At 33.0% G+C, this 21926-nt stretch carries 20 protein-coding genes; 10 read left to right on the top strand and 10 right to left on the bottom strand.

The features are described from left to right. Nucleotides 1–54 precede the first annotated feature (54 nt). Together cysS and folE are read right to left on the bottom strand one after the other, a co-directional pair. On the bottom strand, nucleotides 55–1527 hold the full coding sequence (cysS, locus tag NZD85_RS11490; RefSeq protein ID WP_171623368.1) for a cysteine--tRNA ligase: 1473 nt from the start codon (nucleotides 1525–1527) through the stop codon (nucleotides 55–57). A gap of 18 nt (nucleotides 1528–1545) precedes the next feature. Then, a complete protein-coding gene (folE, locus tag NZD85_RS11485; RefSeq protein ID WP_171623367.1) occupies nucleotides 1546–2223 on the bottom strand; it encodes a GTP cyclohydrolase I FolE in 678 nt (225 codons plus the stop codon). 98 nt (nucleotides 2224–2321) lie between these two features. On the opposite strand from folE, the gene hutH reads away from it, so the two are divergent. From hutH to NZD85_RS11460, 5 genes are all read left to right on the top strand, one after another. Then, nucleotides 2322–3869, top strand: a complete 1548-nt coding sequence (gene hutH / locus NZD85_RS11480) for a histidine ammonia-lyase (protein ID WP_396127062.1) — start codon at nucleotides 2322–2324, stop codon at nucleotides 3867–3869. 29 nt (nucleotides 3870–3898) lie between these two features. Beyond that, nucleotides 3899–4249, top strand: a complete 351-nt coding sequence (locus tag NZD85_RS11475) for a hypothetical protein (RefSeq protein ID WP_260541906.1) — start codon at nucleotides 3899–3901, stop codon at nucleotides 4247–4249. Nucleotides 4250–4366: 117 nt separating this feature from the next. Further along, nucleotides 4367–4741 (top strand): ribosomal maturation YjgA family protein, encoded by a 375-nt coding sequence (locus NZD85_RS11470; RefSeq protein ID WP_260541905.1) that lies wholly within the window; start codon nucleotides 4367–4369, stop codon nucleotides 4739–4741. Between the two features lie 90 nt (nucleotides 4742–4831). Beyond that, nucleotides 4832–6811: a urocanate hydratase gene (locus tag NZD85_RS11465; protein WP_260541904.1), complete on the top strand. Its 1980-nt coding sequence runs from the start codon at nucleotides 4832–4834 to the stop codon at nucleotides 6809–6811. Nucleotides 6812–6817: 6 nt separating this feature from the next. Further along, complete coding sequence (locus tag NZD85_RS11460) at nucleotides 6818–8482, top strand: hypothetical protein (RefSeq protein WP_188319262.1); 1665 nt, start codon at nucleotides 6818–6820, stop codon at nucleotides 8480–8482. Between the two features lie 253 nt (nucleotides 8483–8735). On the opposite strand, the gene NZD85_RS11455 is transcribed toward NZD85_RS11460, so the two are convergent. Next, nucleotides 8736–8987, bottom strand: coding sequence for a hypothetical protein (locus NZD85_RS11455; RefSeq protein ID WP_260541903.1), 252 nt, complete (start codon nucleotides 8985–8987; stop codon nucleotides 8736–8738). Nucleotides 8988–9058: 71 nt separating this feature from the next. After that, complete coding sequence (locus NZD85_RS11450; protein WP_185144212.1) at nucleotides 9059–9217, bottom strand: hypothetical protein; 159 nt, start codon at nucleotides 9215–9217, stop codon at nucleotides 9059–9061. Nucleotides 9218–9430: 213 nt separating this feature from the next. Between NZD85_RS11450 and NZD85_RS11445 the strand changes: the two genes are divergently transcribed. Together NZD85_RS11445 and NZD85_RS11440 are read left to right on the top strand one after the other, a co-directional pair. Further along, nucleotides 9431–10303: a pirin family protein gene (locus NZD85_RS11445; RefSeq protein WP_260541901.1), complete on the top strand. Its 873-nt coding sequence runs from the start codon at nucleotides 9431–9433 to the stop codon at nucleotides 10301–10303. 24 nt (nucleotides 10304–10327) lie between these two features. Beyond that, nucleotides 10328–10612 (top strand): GNAT family N-acetyltransferase, encoded by a 285-nt coding sequence (locus tag NZD85_RS11440; protein ID WP_260541900.1) that lies wholly within the window; start codon nucleotides 10328–10330, stop codon nucleotides 10610–10612. A gap of 34 nt (nucleotides 10613–10646) precedes the next feature. Here the strand turns inward: NZD85_RS11440 and ggt are convergent, their stop codons facing one another. The 5 genes from ggt to NZD85_RS11415 form a co-directional block, all read right to left on the bottom strand. Further along, on the bottom strand, nucleotides 10647–12314 hold the full coding sequence (ggt, locus tag NZD85_RS11435; RefSeq protein ID WP_260541899.1) for a gamma-glutamyltransferase: 1668 nt from the start codon (nucleotides 12312–12314) through the stop codon (nucleotides 10647–10649). A 122-nt stretch (nucleotides 12315–12436) separates the two neighbouring features. Further along, complete coding sequence (gene infB / locus NZD85_RS11430) at nucleotides 12437–15517, bottom strand: translation initiation factor IF-2 (protein WP_260541898.1); 3081 nt, start codon at nucleotides 15515–15517, stop codon at nucleotides 12437–12439. Between the two features lie 63 nt (nucleotides 15518–15580). Next, on the bottom strand, nucleotides 15581–16816 hold the full coding sequence (gene nusA / locus NZD85_RS11425; protein WP_260541897.1) for a transcription termination factor NusA: 1236 nt from the start codon (nucleotides 16814–16816) through the stop codon (nucleotides 15581–15583). 14 nt (nucleotides 16817–16830) lie between these two features. Continuing rightward, entirely contained in the window at nucleotides 16831–17292 is a 462-nt protein-coding gene (rimP, locus tag NZD85_RS11420) for a ribosome assembly cofactor RimP (protein WP_225542370.1), read from the bottom strand. Between the two features lie 110 nt (nucleotides 17293–17402). Further along, nucleotides 17403–17888: a DUF456 domain-containing protein gene (locus NZD85_RS11415; RefSeq protein WP_171623355.1), complete on the bottom strand. Its 486-nt coding sequence runs from the start codon at nucleotides 17886–17888 to the stop codon at nucleotides 17403–17405. A gap of 68 nt (nucleotides 17889–17956) precedes the next feature. Here NZD85_RS11415 and NZD85_RS11410 point away from each other — a divergent pair, with 68 nt between their 5' ends. Genes NZD85_RS11410 through NZD85_RS11400 form a run of 3 tightly spaced genes read left to right on the top strand, consistent with a single transcriptional unit; the run spans nucleotide 17957 to nucleotide 20733 of the window. Beyond that, the gene (locus NZD85_RS11410; RefSeq protein WP_260541896.1) at nucleotides 17957–19216 is read left to right on the top strand and encodes a mechanosensitive ion channel family protein; all 1260 of its coding nucleotides are present in this window, start codon (nucleotides 17957–17959) and stop codon (nucleotides 19214–19216) included. Nucleotides 19217–19226: 10 nt separating this feature from the next. Further along, entirely contained in the window at nucleotides 19227–19952 is a 726-nt protein-coding gene (locus tag NZD85_RS11405) for a pyridoxine 5'-phosphate synthase (RefSeq protein WP_171623353.1), read from the top strand. 4 nt (nucleotides 19953–19956) lie between these two features. After that, nucleotides 19957–20733 carry an alpha/beta fold hydrolase gene (locus tag NZD85_RS11400; protein WP_260541894.1) on the top strand — a complete coding sequence of 259 codons (777 nt, stop codon included), beginning with the start codon at nucleotides 19957–19959 and terminating at the stop codon, nucleotides 20731–20733. A 100-nt stretch (nucleotides 20734–20833) separates the two neighbouring features. On the opposite strand, the gene NZD85_RS11395 is transcribed toward NZD85_RS11400, so the two are convergent. Continuing rightward, entirely contained in the window at nucleotides 20834–21796 is a 963-nt protein-coding gene (locus NZD85_RS11395; protein ID WP_260541893.1) for an ABC transporter ATP-binding protein, read from the bottom strand. Between the last annotated feature and the right edge of the window lie 130 nt (nucleotides 21797–21926).

The raw sequence follows: 21926 nt of genomic DNA, 5'->3' as shown, positions 1-21926 counted from the left end.
ACCACTTATCTCTAAGTGGTTATATATTAGTAAATAATAAATTATTCTACTTTATCAAAAAGAATAAGTAGTGCCTTCTGCTCCATCTTTTAGTTGAATTCCTAAATCACTTAATTGATCACGAATTTGGTCAGATAAAGCCCAATTTTTATCTACACGTGCTTGATTACGCATTTCGATTAGCATTTTTACAACACCATCTAATTTATCAGAACTTTCGTTAACAGCTTCAGTATCTAAACCTAAAACATCATGAACAAAACCATTCATAATTGCTTTCAAGCGTTCTAAATCTTCTGTTGTAATATTTTCGAAGCTATCTTTGATCGAGTTGATCATTTTCACGGCATCAAATAAATGAGCGATCATAATTGGCGTGTTGAAATCATCATCCATTGCGGTATATAATTTCGCTTCCAACTCATCAATGTTAACAGTAGATATTTTCTTCGGTGTAATATTTTCTAACGTTTTTAAGGCTTCAACCAAACGGTTATACCCTTTTTCCGAAGCCAACATCGCTTCATTCGAAATATCTAACACACTGCGGTAATGCGCTTGTAAAAAACAAAAACGAACGACACTTGGATGAAACGCTTTTTCGAAAAAGTTATTTTCGCCATTTACCAATTGCATTGGCAAGATGTAATTCCCTGTCGATTTACTCATACGTTGTCCATTCATCGTCAACATATTAGCATGCATCCAATATTTTACTGGTTCGTGGCCATTAGAACCTTTTGCTTGTGCAATTTCACATTCGTGGTGAGGGAATTTAAGATCCATTCCTCCTCCATGAATATCGAAAAAGTCACCAAGATATTTTGTACTCATCACTGTACATTCTAAGTGCCAACCCGGAAAACCATCTCCCCAAGGCGAAGCCCAACGCATAATGTGAGCAGGCGAAGCATTTTTCCAAAGTGCAAAATCTACTGGATTTTTCTTCTCTCCTTGTCCGTCTAAATCTCTTGTGTTATTGATTAACTCTTCGATATTACGGTTACTTAACTCACCATAATTAAGTCCTTTTTTGTTGTATGCTTCTACATCAAAATAAACTGATCCATTTACCTCGTAAGCTAAACCTAAATCGATTAATTTTTCTGTTAAAGCAATTTGTTCTAAAATATGTCCTGTTGCTGTAGGTTCGATTGTTGGAGGTAGTAAATTAAATTTTTCTAAAACTTGATGAAAATCTACCGTGTACTTTTGCACGATTTCCATTGGTTCTAATTTCTCTAATTTTGATTGTTTTACAAAACGATCATTTTCTACATTTCCGTCATCTGTTAAATGTCCCGCATCAGTAATATTACGAACGTAACGCACTTTGTAACCCAAAAATTTTAGGTAACGATAAATCATATCAAACGACATAAATGTACGTACATTTCCTAAATGCACATTACTGTAAACCGTTGGACCACAAACATACATTCCAACATTATCTTGATTGATTGGTTCGAATGTTTCTTTCTGTCCCGTTAAGGAGTTATGTAATTTTAATTGATTTTCTTTTACCATTTTATAGGATTTATAGTTTTAAACATTGAAAGGAGTTTTCATTCCGATATACGAAATAAACTCTTTTCTTAATTGCTCACTTTCTTTAAAAGCTCCACCAAATTCAGCTGTTACTGTACTTGATTCGATATCTTTGATTCCGCGCGAATTGACACACAAATGTTTCGCATCAATAATACATGCGACATCGTCTGTCCCCAAAGCATCTTGCATCGCTTTCACAATTTGCATTGTCAAACGCTCTTGTACTTGTGGACGTTTTGCATAATATTCTACAATACGATTCATTTTAGACAAACCGATTACTTTCCCTTTCGAGATGTAACCAACATGTGCACGACCAACGATTGGTAAAAAGTGATGTTCGCAAGTCGAATAAACCACGATATCCTTTTCAACCAGCATTTGATTGTAGTTATATTTATTTTCGAAAGTTGACATTCCAGGCTTACGCTCTGGTAATAAACCACCAAAAATCTCTTTTACGAACATTTTCGCAACACGTTTTGGCGTTCCTTTCAAACTATCATCTGTTAAATCTAAGCCTAAAGTTTCCATGATATTACGGAAATCCGCTTCAATCTTTTCCACTTTTTCTTCAGCAGACAACTCAAATGCATCAGCTCTCAAAGGCGTTTCTAAGTTTGCTGACATATGGTCGTCCCCCATTTCGTCATGAAGATGTTTATCACACATTACATAAAAATTTCTGCAAATTTATAAAAGTTAGTCATATAAAACCTTATCAAACCTCAATTATTCAATTGAAATGATTTCTATCTTTTATCAAATCAATGAAAAGATTATCTTTGATGTATCACAAATTCGAAAAAATGATCAAGAAAACTTACGGTATCGATTTTCTTTCGTTCGAGGATTACAAAGGAATCAAAGAAGGAAATATCGAAATTGAGCTTAACGAAGCAAGTAAAGAACAAATCTTAAAATCTCAACAAAACGTTGCTAAAATAGTTGCTTCTGGACAAACAGTTTATGGAATAAACACTGGTTTTGGACCTCTTTGCGACACAAAAATCTCTGAAGCAGAAACGCGTCAACTTCAACACAATCTATTAATCAGTCATGCAGTTGGTGTGGGAAATCCGATTAAGAAAGAAATTTCTAAAACCATGTTAATTGCAAAAGCACATGCTTTATCAAAAGGCTATTCAGGTGTGACTTTAGATGTGGTGGAACGAATTTTAGTAATGGTTGAAAAAGACATTATTCCAGTTGTTCCAGAAAAAGGATCCGTTGGTGCATCTGGAGATTTAGCTCCTTTATCACATTTATTTTTACCCTTAATCGGCGAAGGAAAAGTTTGGGATGGCGATACAATTGTTTCGACAAAAGAAGCTTTAGCCAAACATAATCTACAACCATTAAACTTATCCGCAAAAGAAGGTTTAGGATTAATCAATGGAACACAATTCATCTTATCTCATGCCTTACACGGATTAGAGAAATTTGAATATTTATTGAATTTAGCTGACGTCGCAGGCGCTTTATCATTAGAAGCTTACGAAGGTTCGCCTCGTCCATTCGAAGAAGAATTACACCAAGTTCGCCCATTCAAAGGAACATTGTTGGTTGCAGAACGTATGAGAAATTTATTAAAAGGTTCTGAAATTGCTTTCTCTCATGCAGAATGTGGTCGTGTACAAGACCCCTATTCGTTGCGTTGCATGCCACAAGTTCATGGCGCGTCACGAAATGCATTTTTCCATTTACAAGAATTAGCTGAAATCGAATTAAATTCTGTTACGGATAATCCAATCGTTGTTTCGGATAAAGATGCTATTTCAGGTGGAAACTTTCACGGACAACCATTAGCAATGGTGTTAGATTATGCGACAATTGCAGCCTCTGAATTAGGAAATATTTCGGATCGTCGTCAATATTTATTAATCGAAGGAAAATATGGATTACCAAAATTATTGACAGAAAGTTCTGGGTTAAATTCTGGATTTATGATTCCTCAATACACTTCTGCCGCGCTTTGTACAGAAAACAAAACGTTGTGTTTCCCTGCATCTGCTGATAGTATTCCAACATCTTTAGGACAAGAAGATCACGTTTCAATGGGAAGTATTTCTGGACGAAAATTCAACCAAGTCTTAGACAACGTAGAACGTATTTTAGCAATCGAATTAATGTACTCTTGCCAAGGTTTAGAATTTAGAAGACCACGTAAAACAAGTGCTTTCTTAGAAGAAGTTTTCACAAAAGTTCGTTCGGTTTGTCCAAAATTAGAAGATGATCGCTTAATTGGTGATGATATCAATGCTATTATCGATTTATTACAAACTAAAGATTTCAAAAAATTAATCATGAAGTTTTAGATTCTTCGACAAGCTCAGAATGACAGATTATGGATATAATTCAAGCTATTTTAGATTTTATTTCAGCACCAAATTTTAATAAAGAAAATACTCAAAAAGATAAGGCTGGATATTTTTTATTTATTACAAGCTTAATATCAATTGCTTTATTTTTTCTATCATCTGATTTATTTGAAAATCAACACTTCTTCTTAATTTTAATTTCTATAATAGGAGTTAGTATAATTTTGAATATAGTTTTAATTTTCATATTGATAAAATTCAAAATAATTCAACCTACTACTTTCAATAATTTCATTTTTTATTTAATAGGATTGATTTTACTTGTTAGTAGTTTTGGGTTATTTTTAATTGATTATTTTAAGATTATATCTAATTAATGCGATTCTGAAATGAGTTCAGAATGATACTCAAAATTTCATTAGGAATTCTTTTTCTGAATTAAAACCAAATGTCAAGCTGAATTTATTTCAGCTTCTCATCTTAAAAGAGAAAATATGTTCAAACTCGATAAAAAATCATTCATAATTGCAATTATTATCTTTTTGATTGAAGTAATTATTGCATTGTACATCAAAGACAAAATCATTCGTCCTTTTGTTGGTGATATTTTAGTCGTGATTTTTATTTACTATTTTATCAAAACATTTATCAACACAAAAGCAATTAACATTGCCATTTTTACGTTGATTTTTTCTTTTGTAGTTGAAATTTTACAATATTTTAATTTTGTAGAAATGATTGGTCTAGGACATAACAAAGCAGCTCGAATAATTATCGGAACATCATTTTCGTGGATTGATTTACTTTGTTATTTTGTCGGATTTATCCTATTATTTTTTATTGATAAAGATTTGAAGAAAGAAATGTAATTTGAACGAGATTCCTCGACAAGTTCAGAATAACAACAAAAAATCGTAAAACTTATAGCGTTTAACGCAAAACATAAAAACACAAAAAAAATGACTTTTCAAGAACAAATAAAACAAGGTATTCCTTCTGTTTTACCTCAAAAAAAAGAGAGAGATCCTAATATAAGTCACGCACCAAAGCGTAAAGAAATATTATCTAAGGAAGAAAAAAAATTAGCACTTAAAAATGCTTTACGCTATTTCGAGCCTATTCATCATGCTGAATTAATTCCAGAATTTAAACAAGAATTAGAAGATTTCGGGCGTATTTATATGTATCGTTTGATGCCTGATTACAAAATTTTTGCACGTCCAATTACAGATTATCCAGGAAATTCGGAACAAGCAAAAGCAATTCAATTAATGATTCAAAATAATTTGGATCAAGCAGTTGCACAACATCCAGAAGAATTAATCACCTATGGTGGAAATGGTGCAGTTTTCCAAAACTGGGCACAATATCTGTTAACAATGAAATATTTGTCTGAAATGACAGACGAACAAACATTGGTCATGTATTCTGGTCATCCAATGGGATTGTTTCCTTCACACAAAAATGCGCCTCGTGTTGTCGTTACGAATGGAATGGTCATTCCTAATTATTCGCAACCTGATGATTGGGAAAAAATGAATGCATTAGGCGTTTCTCAATACGGACAAATGACGGCAGGAAGTTACATGTATATTGGTCCGCAAGGAATTGTACATGGAACAACGATTACTGTTTTGAATGGTTGTCGTAAAATTGATGATAAAGGAACAGCAGGAAAATTATTTGTTACGGCTGGTTTAGGCGGAATGTCTGGAGCTCAACCAAAAGCAGGAAATATTGCAGGAGTGGTATCTGTTACTGCAGAAGTTAATCCAGCAGCGACTTGGAAACGCCACGAACAAGGTTGGGTGGACGAAGTAATTTCAGACTTGGATGAATTAGTCGCTCGTGTAAAAAAAGCTAAAGCAGATAAAGAAGTTGTTTCGATTGCTTATGATGGAAATATCGTTGATGTTTGGGAAAAATTTGACCAAGAAAACGTTTATATTGATTTAGGATCAGATCAAACTTCTTTGCATAATCCTTGGGCTGGTGGTTATTATCCGGTTGGATTAACATTAGAAGAATCAAATCAAATGATGGCCGAAAACCCAGAGTTATTCAAAGAAAAAGTCCAAGAATCTCTTCGTCGTCATGCTGCTGCGGTTAATAAACATACTGCAAAAGGAACGTATTTTTTTGATTATGGAAATGCCTTTTTATTAGAAGCTTCTCGTGCTGGAGCGGATGTTATGGCAGAAAACGGAATCGATTTCAAATATCCTTCGTATGTACAAGATATTATGGGTCCAATGTGTTTCGATTACGGATTTGGACCATTCCGTTGGGTCTGTACTTCTGGAAAACCAGAAGATTTACTAAAAACCGACGAAATCGCTTGTCAAGTTTTAGAAAAGATTATGCAACATTCTCCTGCTGAAATTCAACAACAGATGCAAGATAATATTACGTGGATAAAAGGTGCGCAAGAAAATAAATTGGTTGTTGGATCGCAAGCTCGAATTTTATATGCAGATGCAGAAGGACGAATCAAAATTGCGAAAGCCTTTAACGATGCAATTGCGAAAGGCGAAATAGAGCCAGTTGTTTTAGGTCGTGATCATCATGATGTTTCGGGAACAGATTCTCCTTTTCGCGAAACGTCTAACATTTATGATGGTTCAAAATTTACAGCTGATATGGCGATTCATAATGTTATTGGGGATAGTTTCCGTGGCGCAACTTGGGTTTCTATTCACAACGGTGGTGGCGTTGGTTGGGGCGAAGTAATCAACGGTGGTTTTGGAATGCTGTTAGATGGATCTTCAGATGCTGAAAACCGTTTAAAATCAATGTTACATTGGGATGTGAACAATGGAATTGCTCGACGTTCTTGGGCAAGAAATGACGAAGCTATTTTTGCGATTAAACGCGCTATGGAAGAAGAACCTTTGCTAAAGGTTACACTTCCTAATATGGTTGATGAAAATTTATTATAAAAGCTTATGAATACTATTGAAAATTTACTCAAATTAATTTCTTCTCAAAACAAAAGAGATATTAAAAAACTCGAAATTAGAGAATTAGAAGAAGAAAAAAAAGGGAACTTTATTGCTTTTGTAGATGACCAGTCAAATAGTTACGATGTAAATATAGTAATCAAAAATAAAGAAGTTACTTCCCATTCTTGTGATTGTGGAAGTAACGAATCTTGGTGTATTCATCAAAAAAAAATGCTAGAAGAAATCGTAAAACTTACCTCTTTAAAACCTGTTAAAAAAACTCGCATAAAAAAAGAAAAAGAGAGCGAAACTTTACTTAAACTAATTGAAGAAGAAGATTTAAGAAAATGGTTACTTGATTTTTTTAATACAAATAGAGAAGCTGAACAATATTTCATGTTATCATTTTCTCAAAAACAAAAAGAGTATTCTCTTGATGAAGTAGAACAATTAATAAAAGATACAATAACCTCAATAATAGGTAAAAAAAGGAAAGTAGAAATATCCGAAGTAAAAAAGATAATCGATTTACTACAAATTGCTCTTGAACCTGTATTTGCTTATATAGATTGCATTATTAAGACGACAGAAATCGCAAAACCACTAATTATAAGAATATGTGATTTATTACTTTCTTTTCATTTTAACTCGGGTACAACAAGTAAAAGATTAGAAAAATATGTTTACGCTATTATAGAAAAATATGCTTTTAGGATCAATAAAATAGCAGTAGAAGAACAATGGAAAAACGTTGTACTTGATCATTGGAGCAACTTCCTTAATATGGATAATATAACTGTAAATGATTTTGAAATAAATAAAGAAATATATTATCAAGCGACTACAGAGAGAAAAAAAATTATCGGACAACACCTTCTAAATTACCTAAAAAAATGGCATAAAGAAAATATAAATTATAACATAGAGATTCAGACATTCTTTCTACAAATCATGATAGAGACAGAGTTGTTTACAGAAATAAAAGATTATTTCAAACCATCAATTTATCAAAATGACTATAATTTAATGATTTTAGAAGAACTAATGAAAACTGACCATATTGCTGTAGAAGCTTATTGTAAAGATATTATTTCAAACAATTCTAAAGAAAAATACAACTACCCTTATTACAATATTCTAGAAAAACTTTATAAACAGACAAATGATTTGCCTAAATATACAGAAATAAAACTTTTAAAATTCCCTTACAATCCATCATTAGAAGATTTTCTTTTTATAAAAAATCATTTAAATGAAGAAGAAAAGTTTAAAAAATTCAGAACGAAAACACTTACTAATCTTAAAATAAATTTTTACGAATCAGATGATTGTATTGATTTATATTTTAAGATATTAGATGCTGAAAAGGAGTATAAAAAAATGATCGATGTAATAAGTAATTATGTTCCAGCTGAAATAATTTTATGTTATTTTGATCAACTCTTTTTATTTAACAAAAATACCTTCTTAATAAATTTACTTAAACGTTTAGCTTATCTCTACAGTTATTCTTCTCAAAAAGATATGGAACTTGATTTAATCAATAAAATTAAAAAATCATACGGCGATATACTTATTAAAAAATATTTAGATTTTTTAATTAATAGCGATAATTTTATAAAAATTAGAATTCAGAATAATGAATTTATAGAAAAACTACTTGACTAATTTATTTGTTTAATTGTGATCTCATAGACCTGAAATAAACAGTTGAATAAAATTCTGATGCTGAAAACAGTTTAAAATCAATATACATTGGGATGTGAAACTGAAACGATGAAGCTATCTTTTCGACAAAACGTGCCATGGAAGAAGAGCCTTTGCTAAAGGTTACACTTCCTAATATGGTTGATGAGAATTTATTATATATAACTAAACCCACCTCAATTGAGGTGGGCTTTATACTTCTATAAAAAGAATATTAAGAATGTATAGCTACAACAGTAGCTACTGCAGCTCTTACACAATCTTCGATATATGTTTTGATTGCATCACGATCCTCAACATTTATTTTACTGTCTTGATAAGCTTTTTCAACATCATTTTTCAAATCAGTAATTTTCTTTTCATATTTCTCTATTTCTTTTGCGTCTTTTACATTAATACGATCAATCAACGCTTTACCCAAATCACTTGCTAATTTTTTAGCTTTATCATTTAACAATGCAGGCATCGGAATTTTAGCAACAGCAGCATTTGCGGCAGCAATATCTGTATAAATAACTGTTGCAATATCTGATTTTACTACAGCTTTGTCGCAACTTGATTTGCTTCGTTTGCATCATACGCTTTGTCTAAAGCTTTCTGTGACTCTTTTTGCGCTTTTTCTTGAGGTGTTTCATTTTTACAAGATCCTAATGTAACTAATGCAAATACACCTAAAACTATTGAATTTTTTTTCATTTTTATTTATTTTGTTAGATAGATACAACCAAATATAAAAAAACAATAATTAGACAAACATCGTTCATCTATATTTTAGAACTATTTAAATTTAACAGATCATACAAACCATTGATATATGTTAACTTATTCAATTAAAACTTCTTACCCTACATCAATACAATCAATACATTGGAATTGTAAATTTGTATAAGAAAATAAAAAAACATCATTATGAACACAAAAAATATAGAAGCGGTTATCGCTCCAAGAGAGCCTCATTTCGTAGGAGATGGATTTAGAGTTCATAACTTTATTCCGAGCGGTTATCATTTAGACATGAGAAGAATGGATCCTTTTATTATGTTGGATTACAATTCAAAATTTGATTTTCTTGCAACGGACAAACCAAAAGGTGTTGGTGTACATCCGCATCGTGGTTTCGAAACCGTAACAATCGCTTATCAAGGAAGTGTTTCTCATCATGACAGTGCTGGCGGAGGTGGAACAATTCATCAAGGCGATGTACAATGGATGACAGCTGCGTCAGGAGTTTTACACAAAGAATATCATGCAGAAGAGTTTTACAAAAAAGGAGGAATTTTTCAAATGGTTCAATTATGGGTAAATCTCCCTGCAAAGGATAAAATGAGTGCGCCTAAATATCAAGCCATTGCACACAAAGATATTCCAACTGTTGAAGTTGAAAATGGATTTGTAGAAGTTATAGCTGGTGAATATAACCAAGCAAAAGGTGCTGCATCTACTTTTTCTCCTGTTCATATGTTGAATGCAAAATTAAATGAAGGTGGTAAAGCGAATTTTAGTTTCCCAGCACATTACAATACAGTTTTATTGGTTATTGAAGGTGAAGTAAAAGTGAATGAGCAAGAAATTGTTCCAACAGATCATTTGTTATTGTTTACTAATGAAGGAGAAGATTTTACAATCGAAGCGACTGAAAGTAGTGTGGTACTTATTTTGAGTGGAGAACCTCTAAATGAGCCAATCGCATCATACGGTCCATTTGTAATGAATACACAAGAGCAAATTCGTGAAGCATTTGACGATTACAATCACGGAAAATTTGGTACATTAGAAGATTAAATATTCAACTTAAAAATATATTAGATGGAAATTAAACAAATTGATGATAAAAAAAATGGCGCTTTTGCCATTTTAGATGGCGATAAAAAAGCTGGAGAAATGAGTTATGTTTGGGCTGGAGATGATAAAATCATCATCGATCATACAGAAGTTGATGAAGCTTATGGCGGACAAGGTATTGGTAAAAAAGTTTTATTAGCCTTGGTTGATTGGACAAGAAATAATAATATTAAAGTTATTCCTTTGTGTCCTTTTGCAAAAGCACAATTTGATAAAAACACAGAAATTAGAGATGTTTTATCTCAATAAAAAAAGGAACTCGATTTAGAGTTCCTTTTTGTTTTTAATATCCTATTGCTTTATCATCACCGCGTGGATCTGCGCCTGCTTGATATGTCCCGTCAGTATTAACTAATATTCCATCTACTCGCCCATAAGGTTGACGTTCTTTCAAAACATAACCTTTTTGTTTTAACGATTCGCGAACGTTTTCTGAAATTGCATTTGGTTCATAATCGATTTGATCTGGTAACCATTGATGATGAAATCTTGGTGCAGCAACAGCTTCTTGCATTGTCATTCCGAAATCAACAACATTTACAATTGCTTGAAAAACCGAAGTAATAATCGTAGAACCTCCAGGTGTTCCCACAACCATAAACAATTTACCATCTTTTTCTAAAATAGAAGGCGTCATCGAGCTTAACATTCTTTTCGAAGGTTCAATTGCATTTGCTTTTCCTCCAACTAAACCATATAAATTTGGTGTTCCTGGTTTTACAGAAAAATCATCCATCTCATCATTCAACAAAAATCCTGCACCTTCCACAACCACCAAAGAACCATACGAATTATTTAAAGTTGTCGTAACAGAAGCTGCGTTTCCATCTTTGTCAACAATAACATAATGCGTAGTTTCCAACGATTCTTTTGCAAATATTTCTCCTGCTTTAATTGCTGAACTCGGTGTTGCTTTATCAAACGAAAAATCTTTCATTCGATTGACATTATAATTTTTATCTAACAATTGTTTTTGAGGAACGTTCACAAAATCTGGATCACCTAAATGTTCTGCACGATCTGCATAAACACGACGCTCGGCTTCTACCATCACTTGCATTGTAGAATCTGCCTGAAATCCCCATTTATTGATTGGATAATCTTCGATAGATTGAAACAACGAAACCAATGCAATTCCTCCACTTGATGGTGGTGGCATCGAAATTACTTTAAGATTTCTATAATTTCCCGCAACTGGCGTTCTCCAAACCGATTGATATTGTTTTAAATCTTCGTGAGAAATAATCCCGTTTCCACGTTTCATTTCTTTTACAATCAGATCAGCCGTTCTTCCTTCATAAAAACCAGCGCGACCTTTTTGTTGAATCAGTTTTAATGTATTTGCTAATTCTTTTTGAACCAATAGATCTCCTTCTTTCCAAGAAGCTTTTGCAGTTAAAGCATTTATTTTTGAATTATATTTAACAAAATCGTCATACTTATTTGTCAATTCACTTGCTTGTTGCTTCGTAATTTTAAATCCTTTTTGAGCTAAATCAATTGCAGGTTGCACTAATTCTTTCCAACTCAATTTTCCGTATTTCTCGTGAGCTTTAACCATTCCATCGACTGTTCCTGGAACTCCTGCAGCAAATTGTCCATACAAACTTAGATCTGTAATCGCATTTCCATCTTTGTCCCAATACATATTCTCAGTCGCTTTTAAAGGTGCTTTTTCACGATAATCTAAGGCATCTGTTTTTCCTTTTGCATCTCGGTAAACCAAAAATCCGCCACCACCAATATTTCCTGCATTTGGGTAAACAACAGCCAAAGCAAACTGAACTGCAACAGAAGCGTCAATTGCATTCCCTCCTTTTTTTAGGATTTCTACTCCAACTTTTGAAGCTTCGGGATGAGCAGTCACCACCACTCCATTTTTATAAGATTCTTGCGCATTTAGTTGAATAATGGCAAAGAACGAAATTATTATAAATGATATTTTTTTCATAAAATCGATTTAAAACAAAAATATCAAAGTTTTAAAAAACTCCATCAACTAACATCGCTTTTAATTCATAAAAAAAGGAGCTCTAATTGAGCTCCTTTTTAAGATTATTTCTAAAAAATTGATTATTTCAATTTCTTTTTAACTTCTACAGTTTCGTATGCTTCGATGATATCATTTACTTGAATATCATTAAAGTTTTTAATGTTAAGACCACATTCGTAACCTTTGTTTACTTCTTTAACATCATCTTTAAAACGTTTCAATGAAGCTAATTCACCATCATGAATTACAACACCATCGCGGATAATGCGAACTTTAGAGCTTCTATAAACTTTACCGTCCAATACCATACATCCTGCAATTGTACCAACTTTCGTTACTTTGAATGTTTCACGAACTTCAATATTACCCGTTACTTGCTCTTTCAACTCTGGAGATAACATACCTTCCATTGCTTCTTTAATCTCTTCGATCGCAGCATAGATAATAGAATAAGTTCTGATTTCTACTTCTTCTTTATCAGCAATTTCACGAGCAGATACACCTGGGCGAACATTAAATCCGATAATAATTGCATCAGATGCAGATGCTAACAATACGTCAGATTCTGTAATTTGTCCAACACCTTTATGTAAGATGTTAACAATAATCTCCTCTGTAGAAAGTTTTTGTAATGAGTCTGTTAATGCTTCAACAGAACCATCCACATCTCCTTTCAAGATAATATTTAATTCTTTAAAGTCTCCTAAAGCAATACGACGTCCAATCTCATCAAGTGTGATGTGTTTTTGTGTACGAATAGTTTGCTCACGTTGTAATTGATCTCTACGAGATGCAATTTGTTTCGCTTCGCGTTCATCTTCGTAAACTTTAAACTTGTCACCTGCAGTTGGAGCTCCGTCTAAACCTAAAATTGTTACTGGAGTAGATGGACCGGCAACTTTAACGTTATTTCCTCGTTCATCTAATAATGCACGAACTTTACCATGGTGTGATCCTGCTAATACATAATCACCAATGTGTAATGTACCCGTTTGTACAATTATAGTCGAAACATATCCACGTCCTTTATCTAATGCAGCTTCTACAACTGTACCAGATGCTTTACGTTTTGGATTTGCTTTAAGATCTAATACTTCGGCTTCTAATAAAACTTTTTCTAATAAATCATCAACTCCTAAACCAGATTTAGCTGAAATCTCTTGAGATTGATAAGTACCACCCCAATCTTCAACTAATAAGTTCATTTGAGCTAATTGCTCTTTTACTTTTTCTGGATTAGCTGCTGGTTTATCAACCTTATTGATTGCGAATACCATTGGTACTCCTGCTGCTTGTGCGTGAGAAATTGCTTCACGTGTTTGTGGCATGATTTGGTCATCAGCAGCAATCACAATAATTGCAATATCCGTTACTTGTGCACCACGAGCACGCATCGCTGTAAAGGCTTCGTGACCTGGTGTATCTAAAAATGCTACACGTTTACCACTTGGTAATGTTACGTTGTACGCTCCAATATGTTGTGTAATACCTCCTGACTCACCAGCAATTACGTTTGCTTTACGAACATAATCTAATAAAGATGTTTTACCGTGGTCAACGTGTCCCATTACAGTTACGATTGGCGCGCGAGTTACTAAATCTTCTTCATTATCGATTTCTTCTTCTTCCGTTGAGATTTCTTCTTCAGCATTAGCAAATTCTGCTTCGAATCCGAAATCATCTGCAACTAACTGAATTGTATCAGCTTCAAGACGTTGGTTCATGGTAACCATGATACCTAAAGACATACATGCTGAAATAACTTCTGTAACAGAAACATCCATTAACGAAGCTAATTCGTTAACTGTTACAAATTCTGTTACATGTAAAGTTTTGTCCATGTCCATTGCTTCTTGCTCTTGCTCAGCAAATTCACGACGTTCTTTACGTTTATCTCTTCTGTGTTTAGCCCCTTTAGATCCTTTTCCTTTATTCGTAAGTTTATCTAAAGTGTCTTTAATTTGTTTTTTAACATCTTCGTCAGAAAGTTCTACTTGAGGAACTCTTGGTCCTCGGTTATTACCTCCTCTAAAGTTTCCACCTCCTTGACGGTTTCCACCTTGACCTTGGCGATTTCCACCTCCTTGTCCACCTTGGCGATTTCCACCTCCTTGTCCTTGACGGTTGTTATTATTTCCTCCTCCGTGGTTGTTGTTTCCACCTTGGCGGTTGTTATTGTTTCCACCTCCGTGGTTGTTATTTCCACCTTGGCGATTGTTATTATTCCCTCCGTTTTCACCAGCTTTTGCTACATCTTCTGGTTTAACGTTTTTCTGGATACGTTTGCGCTTTTTCTTGTCAGCAGCGTTATTAGCACCTTTCTGATTCCCCTTTTTATCGTCAGATTTTTTCTTATCAAATTTAGATAAGTCAATCTTTGCACCTGTAAAATTAGGTCCATCTAGTTTTGTGTAGACAGTTTCAATTTTTTGAGGTTCTACTGCTACTACGTCTTCAATTTCTTCTTTCTTCACTTCAGGCTTCGCTTCCGTTTTTACTTCAGGATTTTTAACCTCTTCCACCTTTTTAGGTTCTTCTTTCTTCACCTCTTTTTTAACTTCCGCTTTCGGTGCTTCCGCCTTTTTAGGTTCTGCTTGCTCTTTTTTAGGAGCTGGAGAATCTTGCTTTTTAGGTTTACCTGTATTATTTATTTTATCAAGATCAATCACTTTAATCACTTTTGGACCTTTAGTTTCCTCTCTTGATTCAGTTTTCTTTTCAGCTTTTGGCGCTTCTTCTTTCTTGATTTCTTCTTTTTTCACTTCTACCTTCACCTGAGGTTTCACCTCTTTGGCTTTCGGTTTTAAAGCATCTAAGTCTATTTTACCAACAGTCTTTGGCCCTTCCAATTCAACCTTAGTCGTTTCGATCATTTCAGGTTTCTTTTCAACTGGTTTTTCAGTAGCAGCTTTTGCTTCTGCTTCTTTCTTTTCAGCTGCTTTGATTTCTGAAATTTTGTTAATGACTACTTCACCGGAAGCTTGCTTTTGTTTAGCATCAGATCGGAATTCATTAACTAAAATATCGTAAGTTGGCACATCGATTTTAGAGTTCGGATTTTTCTCTACAGTTTTACCTTTCCCTTCTAAAAAGTCAACAGCTCTATCTATTGATATATTTAATTCTTTTAATACTTTACTTAATCTTATTGTTTCCGACATATGAAGCTAATCTCTTATTTTATTGTTTGCAAATGTATGAATTGTTTATGACTTGAGTATGAATTAATCTTCAAACTCTTCTTTTAACACACGAATAACGTCTAAGATTGTCTCTTCTTCTAAATCCGTACGTTTGATTAAGTCATCCACGTCTTGTTCTAAAATACTTTTGGCTGTATCTAACCCGATAGCACTAAATGCTTCGATTACCCATGCATCGATTTCGTCTGAGAATTCTGATAATTCTACGTCTTCGTCTTGGGCTCCTTCTCTGAAAATATCAATTTCCATTCCAACTAACTTAGAAGCTAAACGAACATTGTATCCACCTTTACCAATTGCTTTCGAAACTTCGTCTGCATTTACGTATACCAAAGCTTTATTTTCCTCTTCGTTAATTTCGATATTCGAAATTTTAGCTGGGCTTAAAGCTCGTTGAATGTATAAACTTTGGTTGTTAGTGTAGTTAATTACGTCAATGTTTTCATTACGTAATTCGCGTACGATTGAATGGATACGAGATCCTTTCATTCCAACACAAGCTCCTACTGGATCGATACGATCATCGTAAGATTCTACTGCTACTTTTGCTTTATCTCCAGGGATACGAACTACATTTTTGATGGTAATTAATCCGTCTAAAATTTCTGGAATTTCTTGTTCAAATAATTTCTCTAAGAATTTTGGTGATGTTCTTGATAAAATAATTTGAGGTTTTGCTCCTCTTAATTTTACATCATCTACAACAGCACGTAATGTATCTCCTTTTCTGAAAAAATCTGATGGTATTTGATTTTCTTTTGGTAAAATCATTTCGTTTTGCTCGTCATCCATTATAATCACTTGTTTGTGACGTACATAGTGAATTTCTCCCGTAACTACTTCTCCGATTAAACCTTTAAATTTTTCGTATAAATTAGAATTATCATGCTCCATTACTTTAGAAACCAATGTTTGGCGCAAAGTTAAAATAGCACGACGTCCTAATGCTTCGATCGGAATTTTTTCCGATACTTCTTCACCTACTTCAAAATCTGGCTCAATTTTACGTGCTTCAGACAATTCGATATCTGTTGCATCGTCTTCAGAAAAACCGTCTTCTACAACGATACGGTTATGCCAAATCTCTAAGTCTCCTTTATCAGGATTTACAATAATATCAAAGTTATCATCTGTACCATATTTCTTTTTCAAAACACTTTTCAATGTTTCTTCTAAGATGGCCATTAGCGTGATACGATCGATATTTTTATCGTCTTTAAAATCTCCAAAAGATTCGATTAATGCAAGATTGTCCATTAAACTTTATTTTTTTAAAAGGTGACTTTTATTATCGCTTTCTTGATGTCAGCGTAATTTATTTTTTCTTCGTGTTCTACTGTAATTTTTCCTTTTCCTAATGGCTTCGGCTCGCGTGCTTCCCAAAAAACTGTAACACCTTCATCATCGGCCTCTACAATTTCGCCTTCTATCACTTTATCATTTAATGTAGCTTCTAATGTTCGACCTACATTTTTTGCAAATTGACGTGGCATGGTTAATTCACTACCTACTCCAGGAGAAGAAACTTCCAATGCAAAATCACACTCTTCTCTATCAAGATTGTGTTCTACATGTCGGCTTATTCTTACAATTTCTTCGACTGAAAGACCTTCGTCTCCATCTGCTAAAATAATAATTTTATCATCTGGAGTGATTTTCCAATCGATTAGAAACAATGACGGATTCTCCGCGATTGCTTCATCTATTAGCTGTTTTACTTTATTTGAATCCATATACAACGAAAAAGAGAGCTATAACCAGCCCTCCTCCATTTATTTCTTTAAATTCTCTGCAAATATAGGTCATTTTTTTTTATTGACCTAATTTCAATCATTTAATCTGATTAATTCATGAGTTGATAAACGAATATTCCAATAAAAATTAAAGTCAATATCACGTCATACCCCGTCGTTAAAATAAAGCCTGTAAATGAACCAAATGCAGATTTTAAAGCAGATTTCGGGTTTGAGGCACTCAAAATTAATTCAGCCAATAGAGCTCCCAAAAAGGGTCCAATGATAAAACCTACCGGAGGAAAAAATAATCCGACAATTAACCCAACAACAGAACCCCAAATGCCATACTTCGTTCCGCCGAGTTTTTTGGTCATATAAATGGGTAATAAATAATCTAAAACAGCACCGATCAAAACAAATGAACCTGCAATAATTATTGTTCCCCAACCAAAGCTACAATCTCCACTAAATTTAAACACTAATAATCCTACCAATGCCAAAGGGGCTCCTGGTAATACTGGTAAAACTGTTCCAACTAACCCAACAACCAATAAAATTCCACTGATAAGATTTAGTATACTATCGTTATCCATATTTTTCAGTATTTTTTAAAACTGTAAATTTGCAAAATAAAATCTATTTAAAATTCAATTAACAGCTTATGCAAGATAAATCTTTTTACGAAGAAATTTCTGATGGTGTAAAATATTTTTTCAATCAATACTTCAAAATTGATCTGTCTGAAAATCTGTTCACTTTTTTAGAAGTTGTCATCTGGATCGCAATTCTATTTATATTAGATTTTATTCTAAGAGCGATTATTCTTCCTATTCTTAGAAAGATAAAAAATTTCATCGAAAACGATTGGATGATATTTTTGTACCGAAATAAAGTATTCGTTTCGCTTATTCATCTTATTCCAATCAGTTTTGCTTTAAGTATGAATCAAATTTTATTTAGAGATGACGGAAATGTATATATTGTTATTCAACGCATTACAGAATTAATCTCTTTAATTGTTTTCACTCAACTTATTTTTAGAGTAATTAATACAATAATAGATATTTACAATGTAGAAAATAGTTATACCACAGTTGGCGTAAGAACTTTTGGTCAAATGATGAAATTTATGATCACATTTTTCTCGATTATCTCTGGAATAATGATTTTATTCACCGTTGACAAAAATACAATTATTACAGTACTTGGAGCCTTAACTGCAGCGGTATTATTAATTTTTCGTGATGCTATTTTCGGATTCGTTTCTGGTTTACAAATTTCTTATTCTAAAATTGTAAAAGTTGGTGATTGGATTACAATTTCGAAAGGTGATATTGAAGGTATTGTAAAAGAAATTAACATCAACTTGGTAAAGATTGAAAAGTTTGATAAATCGATTGCAACTGTACCAACAGTGGATTTAGTTTCCTCTCAAGTAACCAATCATATGCCTATGATGGCAACAGGTACGCGCCAAATAAAACGTTCAATTTCATTTAATGTTAATTCGTTTCAATTTTGCAATGAAGATATGTTAAACCGTTTCGAAGATATTGCTTTAATTCACCAATATATTCAACAAAAAAGACATGAAATTTCGATTTACAATCAAAATATCAAAAATTCTGATCTTGATATCAATGGTAAAAACTTAACCAATATTGGTGTATTTCGCATCTATGTTGACTGTTATTTGAAGAGTTTAAAAACTGTATCACAAAAAGACCCAATCATCGTCAAACAATTACCTGTTTCGCCACTTGGAATGCCTTTGGAAATTGGTTGTTTTACGACTTCAGCGAATAATTTAGAATTCGAACGAATTCAATCCGACATTTTCGACCATTTATTAACAGCTTGTCGTAAATTTGACTTGGAAATTATGCAAAGCTTTTCGCTTTCTGACTTTAAAAAATTATAATATAAAAATCATGACTAAATTAAGTGTTAACATAAATAAAATTGCTACTATTCGTAATGCGCGTGGTGGAAATACGCCAAATCTTGTAGAAGCAGCTATTAAAATTCAAGAATTTGGTGGACAAGGCATTACGATTCATCCTCGTCCTGACGAGCGTCATATTCGTTACCAAGATGTCTATGATTTGAAACCTGTGATCACTACAGAATTTAATATCGAAGGAAAACCAATTGATAGTTTTATGGAATTGGTTTTAAATTCGAAACCAGAACAAGTTACCTTAGTTCCTGATGCAGAAGATGCAATCACTTCTAATGCTGGTTGGGACACAATCAAACATTTTGATTATTTGACAGATGTGATTAAAACGTTTAAAGATGCTGGAATCAGAACCTCTATTTTCTTAGATCCAAATCCTGCATTAATTGAAAGTGCTGCTAAAACTGGTGCAGATCGAATCGAATTGTATACAGAAGAATTTGCTACACAATATGGGTTAGGAAATCTTGAAGCGATTAATCCATACAAAGAAACCGCAAAATTAGCGATAGAAAATGGATTGGCTGTAAATGCGGGTCACGATTTGAGCTTAGATAACATCGAATTTTTTATTCGTGAAATTCCTCAAATTTCAGAAGTTTCAATTGGTCACGCACTAATTTCAGAAGCTTTGTATTTAGGTTTAGAGAATACCATTCAAGCATATTTACGTAAAATTGAAGTAGCAAATTTGTAGAAAAATGACAGAAATCTTACACAGTAAAATTGTTGGTTCTGGTGAAAAACATTTGTTGATTTTTCATGGTTTATTCGGACAATTGGACAATTGGAGTACATTGGGAAAACAATTTGGAGAGCATTTTACAACTCATCTAATTGATTTGCGCAATCATGGACGTAGTTTTCATAGCGAAGATTCGTCTTTAGCTGCCATGACGCAAGATATTGTGAATTACATGGAGGCTCATTCTATCGAGAAAGCTCATTTATTGGGACATTCTTTGGGTGGACGAATTGTTATCGATTTTGCTATGATTCATCAAAATAGATTAGATCATTTAATTGTCGCTGATATGGCTCCAAAAGCTTATCAACCTCATCATAATGCAATTTTTAAAGCCTTGAAATCTGTCGATTTTGATCAAGTTGAAACACGAAAAGATGTGGAAAAAACATTGGAACAATATATTCCAGAAATGGGTGTCCGTCAGTTTTTATTAAAAAACGTTTACCATGCTGATAATGGTCAATACGCATTTCGTTTCAATTTAGACGTTTTGGATAATTTTTACCAAGAAATGATTGGAACAGATTTATTAAAAGGTGAATTTGATGGACCAACTTTATTTTTGGGCGGCGCAAAATCAAATTACATTATGCCAGAAGATGAAATGATCATTTGCGAACGTTTTCCGAATGCAAAAATCAAGAAAATTGCAAATGCAGGACATTGGTTACATGCAGAGAATCCGAAAGATTTTACAACAGAAGTTTTAAATTTCTTATTGGATAAATAATAATAGAAAAGCGAAATTCGATGTAGGGTTTCGCTTTTTTTTAAAAAAATAAACTTAGTAAGTCATTCTAAACTTCTCGAAGCGCAAAATCACATCAAATTTAAATCTCTCTAAACTTTTCTACATCAAACTTTATCAAATCATTTGATTGAAGTTTTTGATTAGAAAAAGTCAACAATTCTAAATTTTGATAAGCAAAACGAATTAAATAATCTCGTCCTTGAAATTTAGATGAAATCACTTTTCCTTCGAAATTTCCATTAGCTGAAATAACAATTTCTTCGGGATAAACAACAACCGTAGAAGAGGAAACTATTCCCAAATCTTGCGAACGCTTTAACAGATTCACATAACCAAAAAGCTTGGCAACATATTCTGTTTTCGGAAATTCGCGCACGTTTTCTACCCCATTAAACTGAATCATTCTTCCGTTCTGTAAAACTAAAATTTTATCCGACGTATAAAATGCATCATTCAAATCGTGTGTTGTAAAAATGACAGTAATTTGATGCTCTTTACACCAATCCATTATTTTTTCGCGAATGCTAAGTTTCAAGGTTTGATCTAAATTAGAGAAAGGTTCGTCTAATAACAAAATCTCAGGTTGTTGCGCCAAAGCTCTTGCAATAGAAACACGTTGTCGTTGACCACCACTTAATTTATTGGGTAAAATATGTTTAAACTCTAACATTTCAACCACCTTTAAGGCTTCATCAATTTGTTGTTGTTTCAATTCTAAATCAAAATTGCTTAAATGTTTCCCTACATTTTCACCGACCGTAACAAAATCTAATAAATCATAATCTTGCGCTACATATTTCATCATTTTATGACCTGGAATGATATTATAAGCTGGACCACGCAACTTTTTTTTATTATATTTAATTTCGCCTTTATCAAAATCAAACAAGCCATAAATCAGCTTCAGTAAGGTCGATTTTCCACTTCCACTTTCACCAATAATACTAATCACTTCCCCTTTATTAACCTCGAAATTAATATCATCTATTACTTGCTCTTCGAAATCTGGATAATTGAAACTGAGTTGCTTTATGTTTAGCACGATTAAATAAATTTTCTTATTTTTGGCTAAGGTATTTAGAATTATTCAATATTAAATAAATGTTTAATTATTTACTTTATTGATATAAGTCAATACAAACAATCAATTTATATTATAATTTTGTATAAAA

The sequence above is a fragment of the Empedobacter stercoris genome, from assembly GCF_025244765.1.
In the GTDB taxonomy this organism is placed as follows: domain Bacteria; phylum Bacteroidota; class Bacteroidia; order Flavobacteriales; family Weeksellaceae; genus Empedobacter; species Empedobacter stercoris.
Note: the sequence above shows the minus strand (reverse complement) of the source record. Positions and strands in the feature narration are given on the sequence as shown.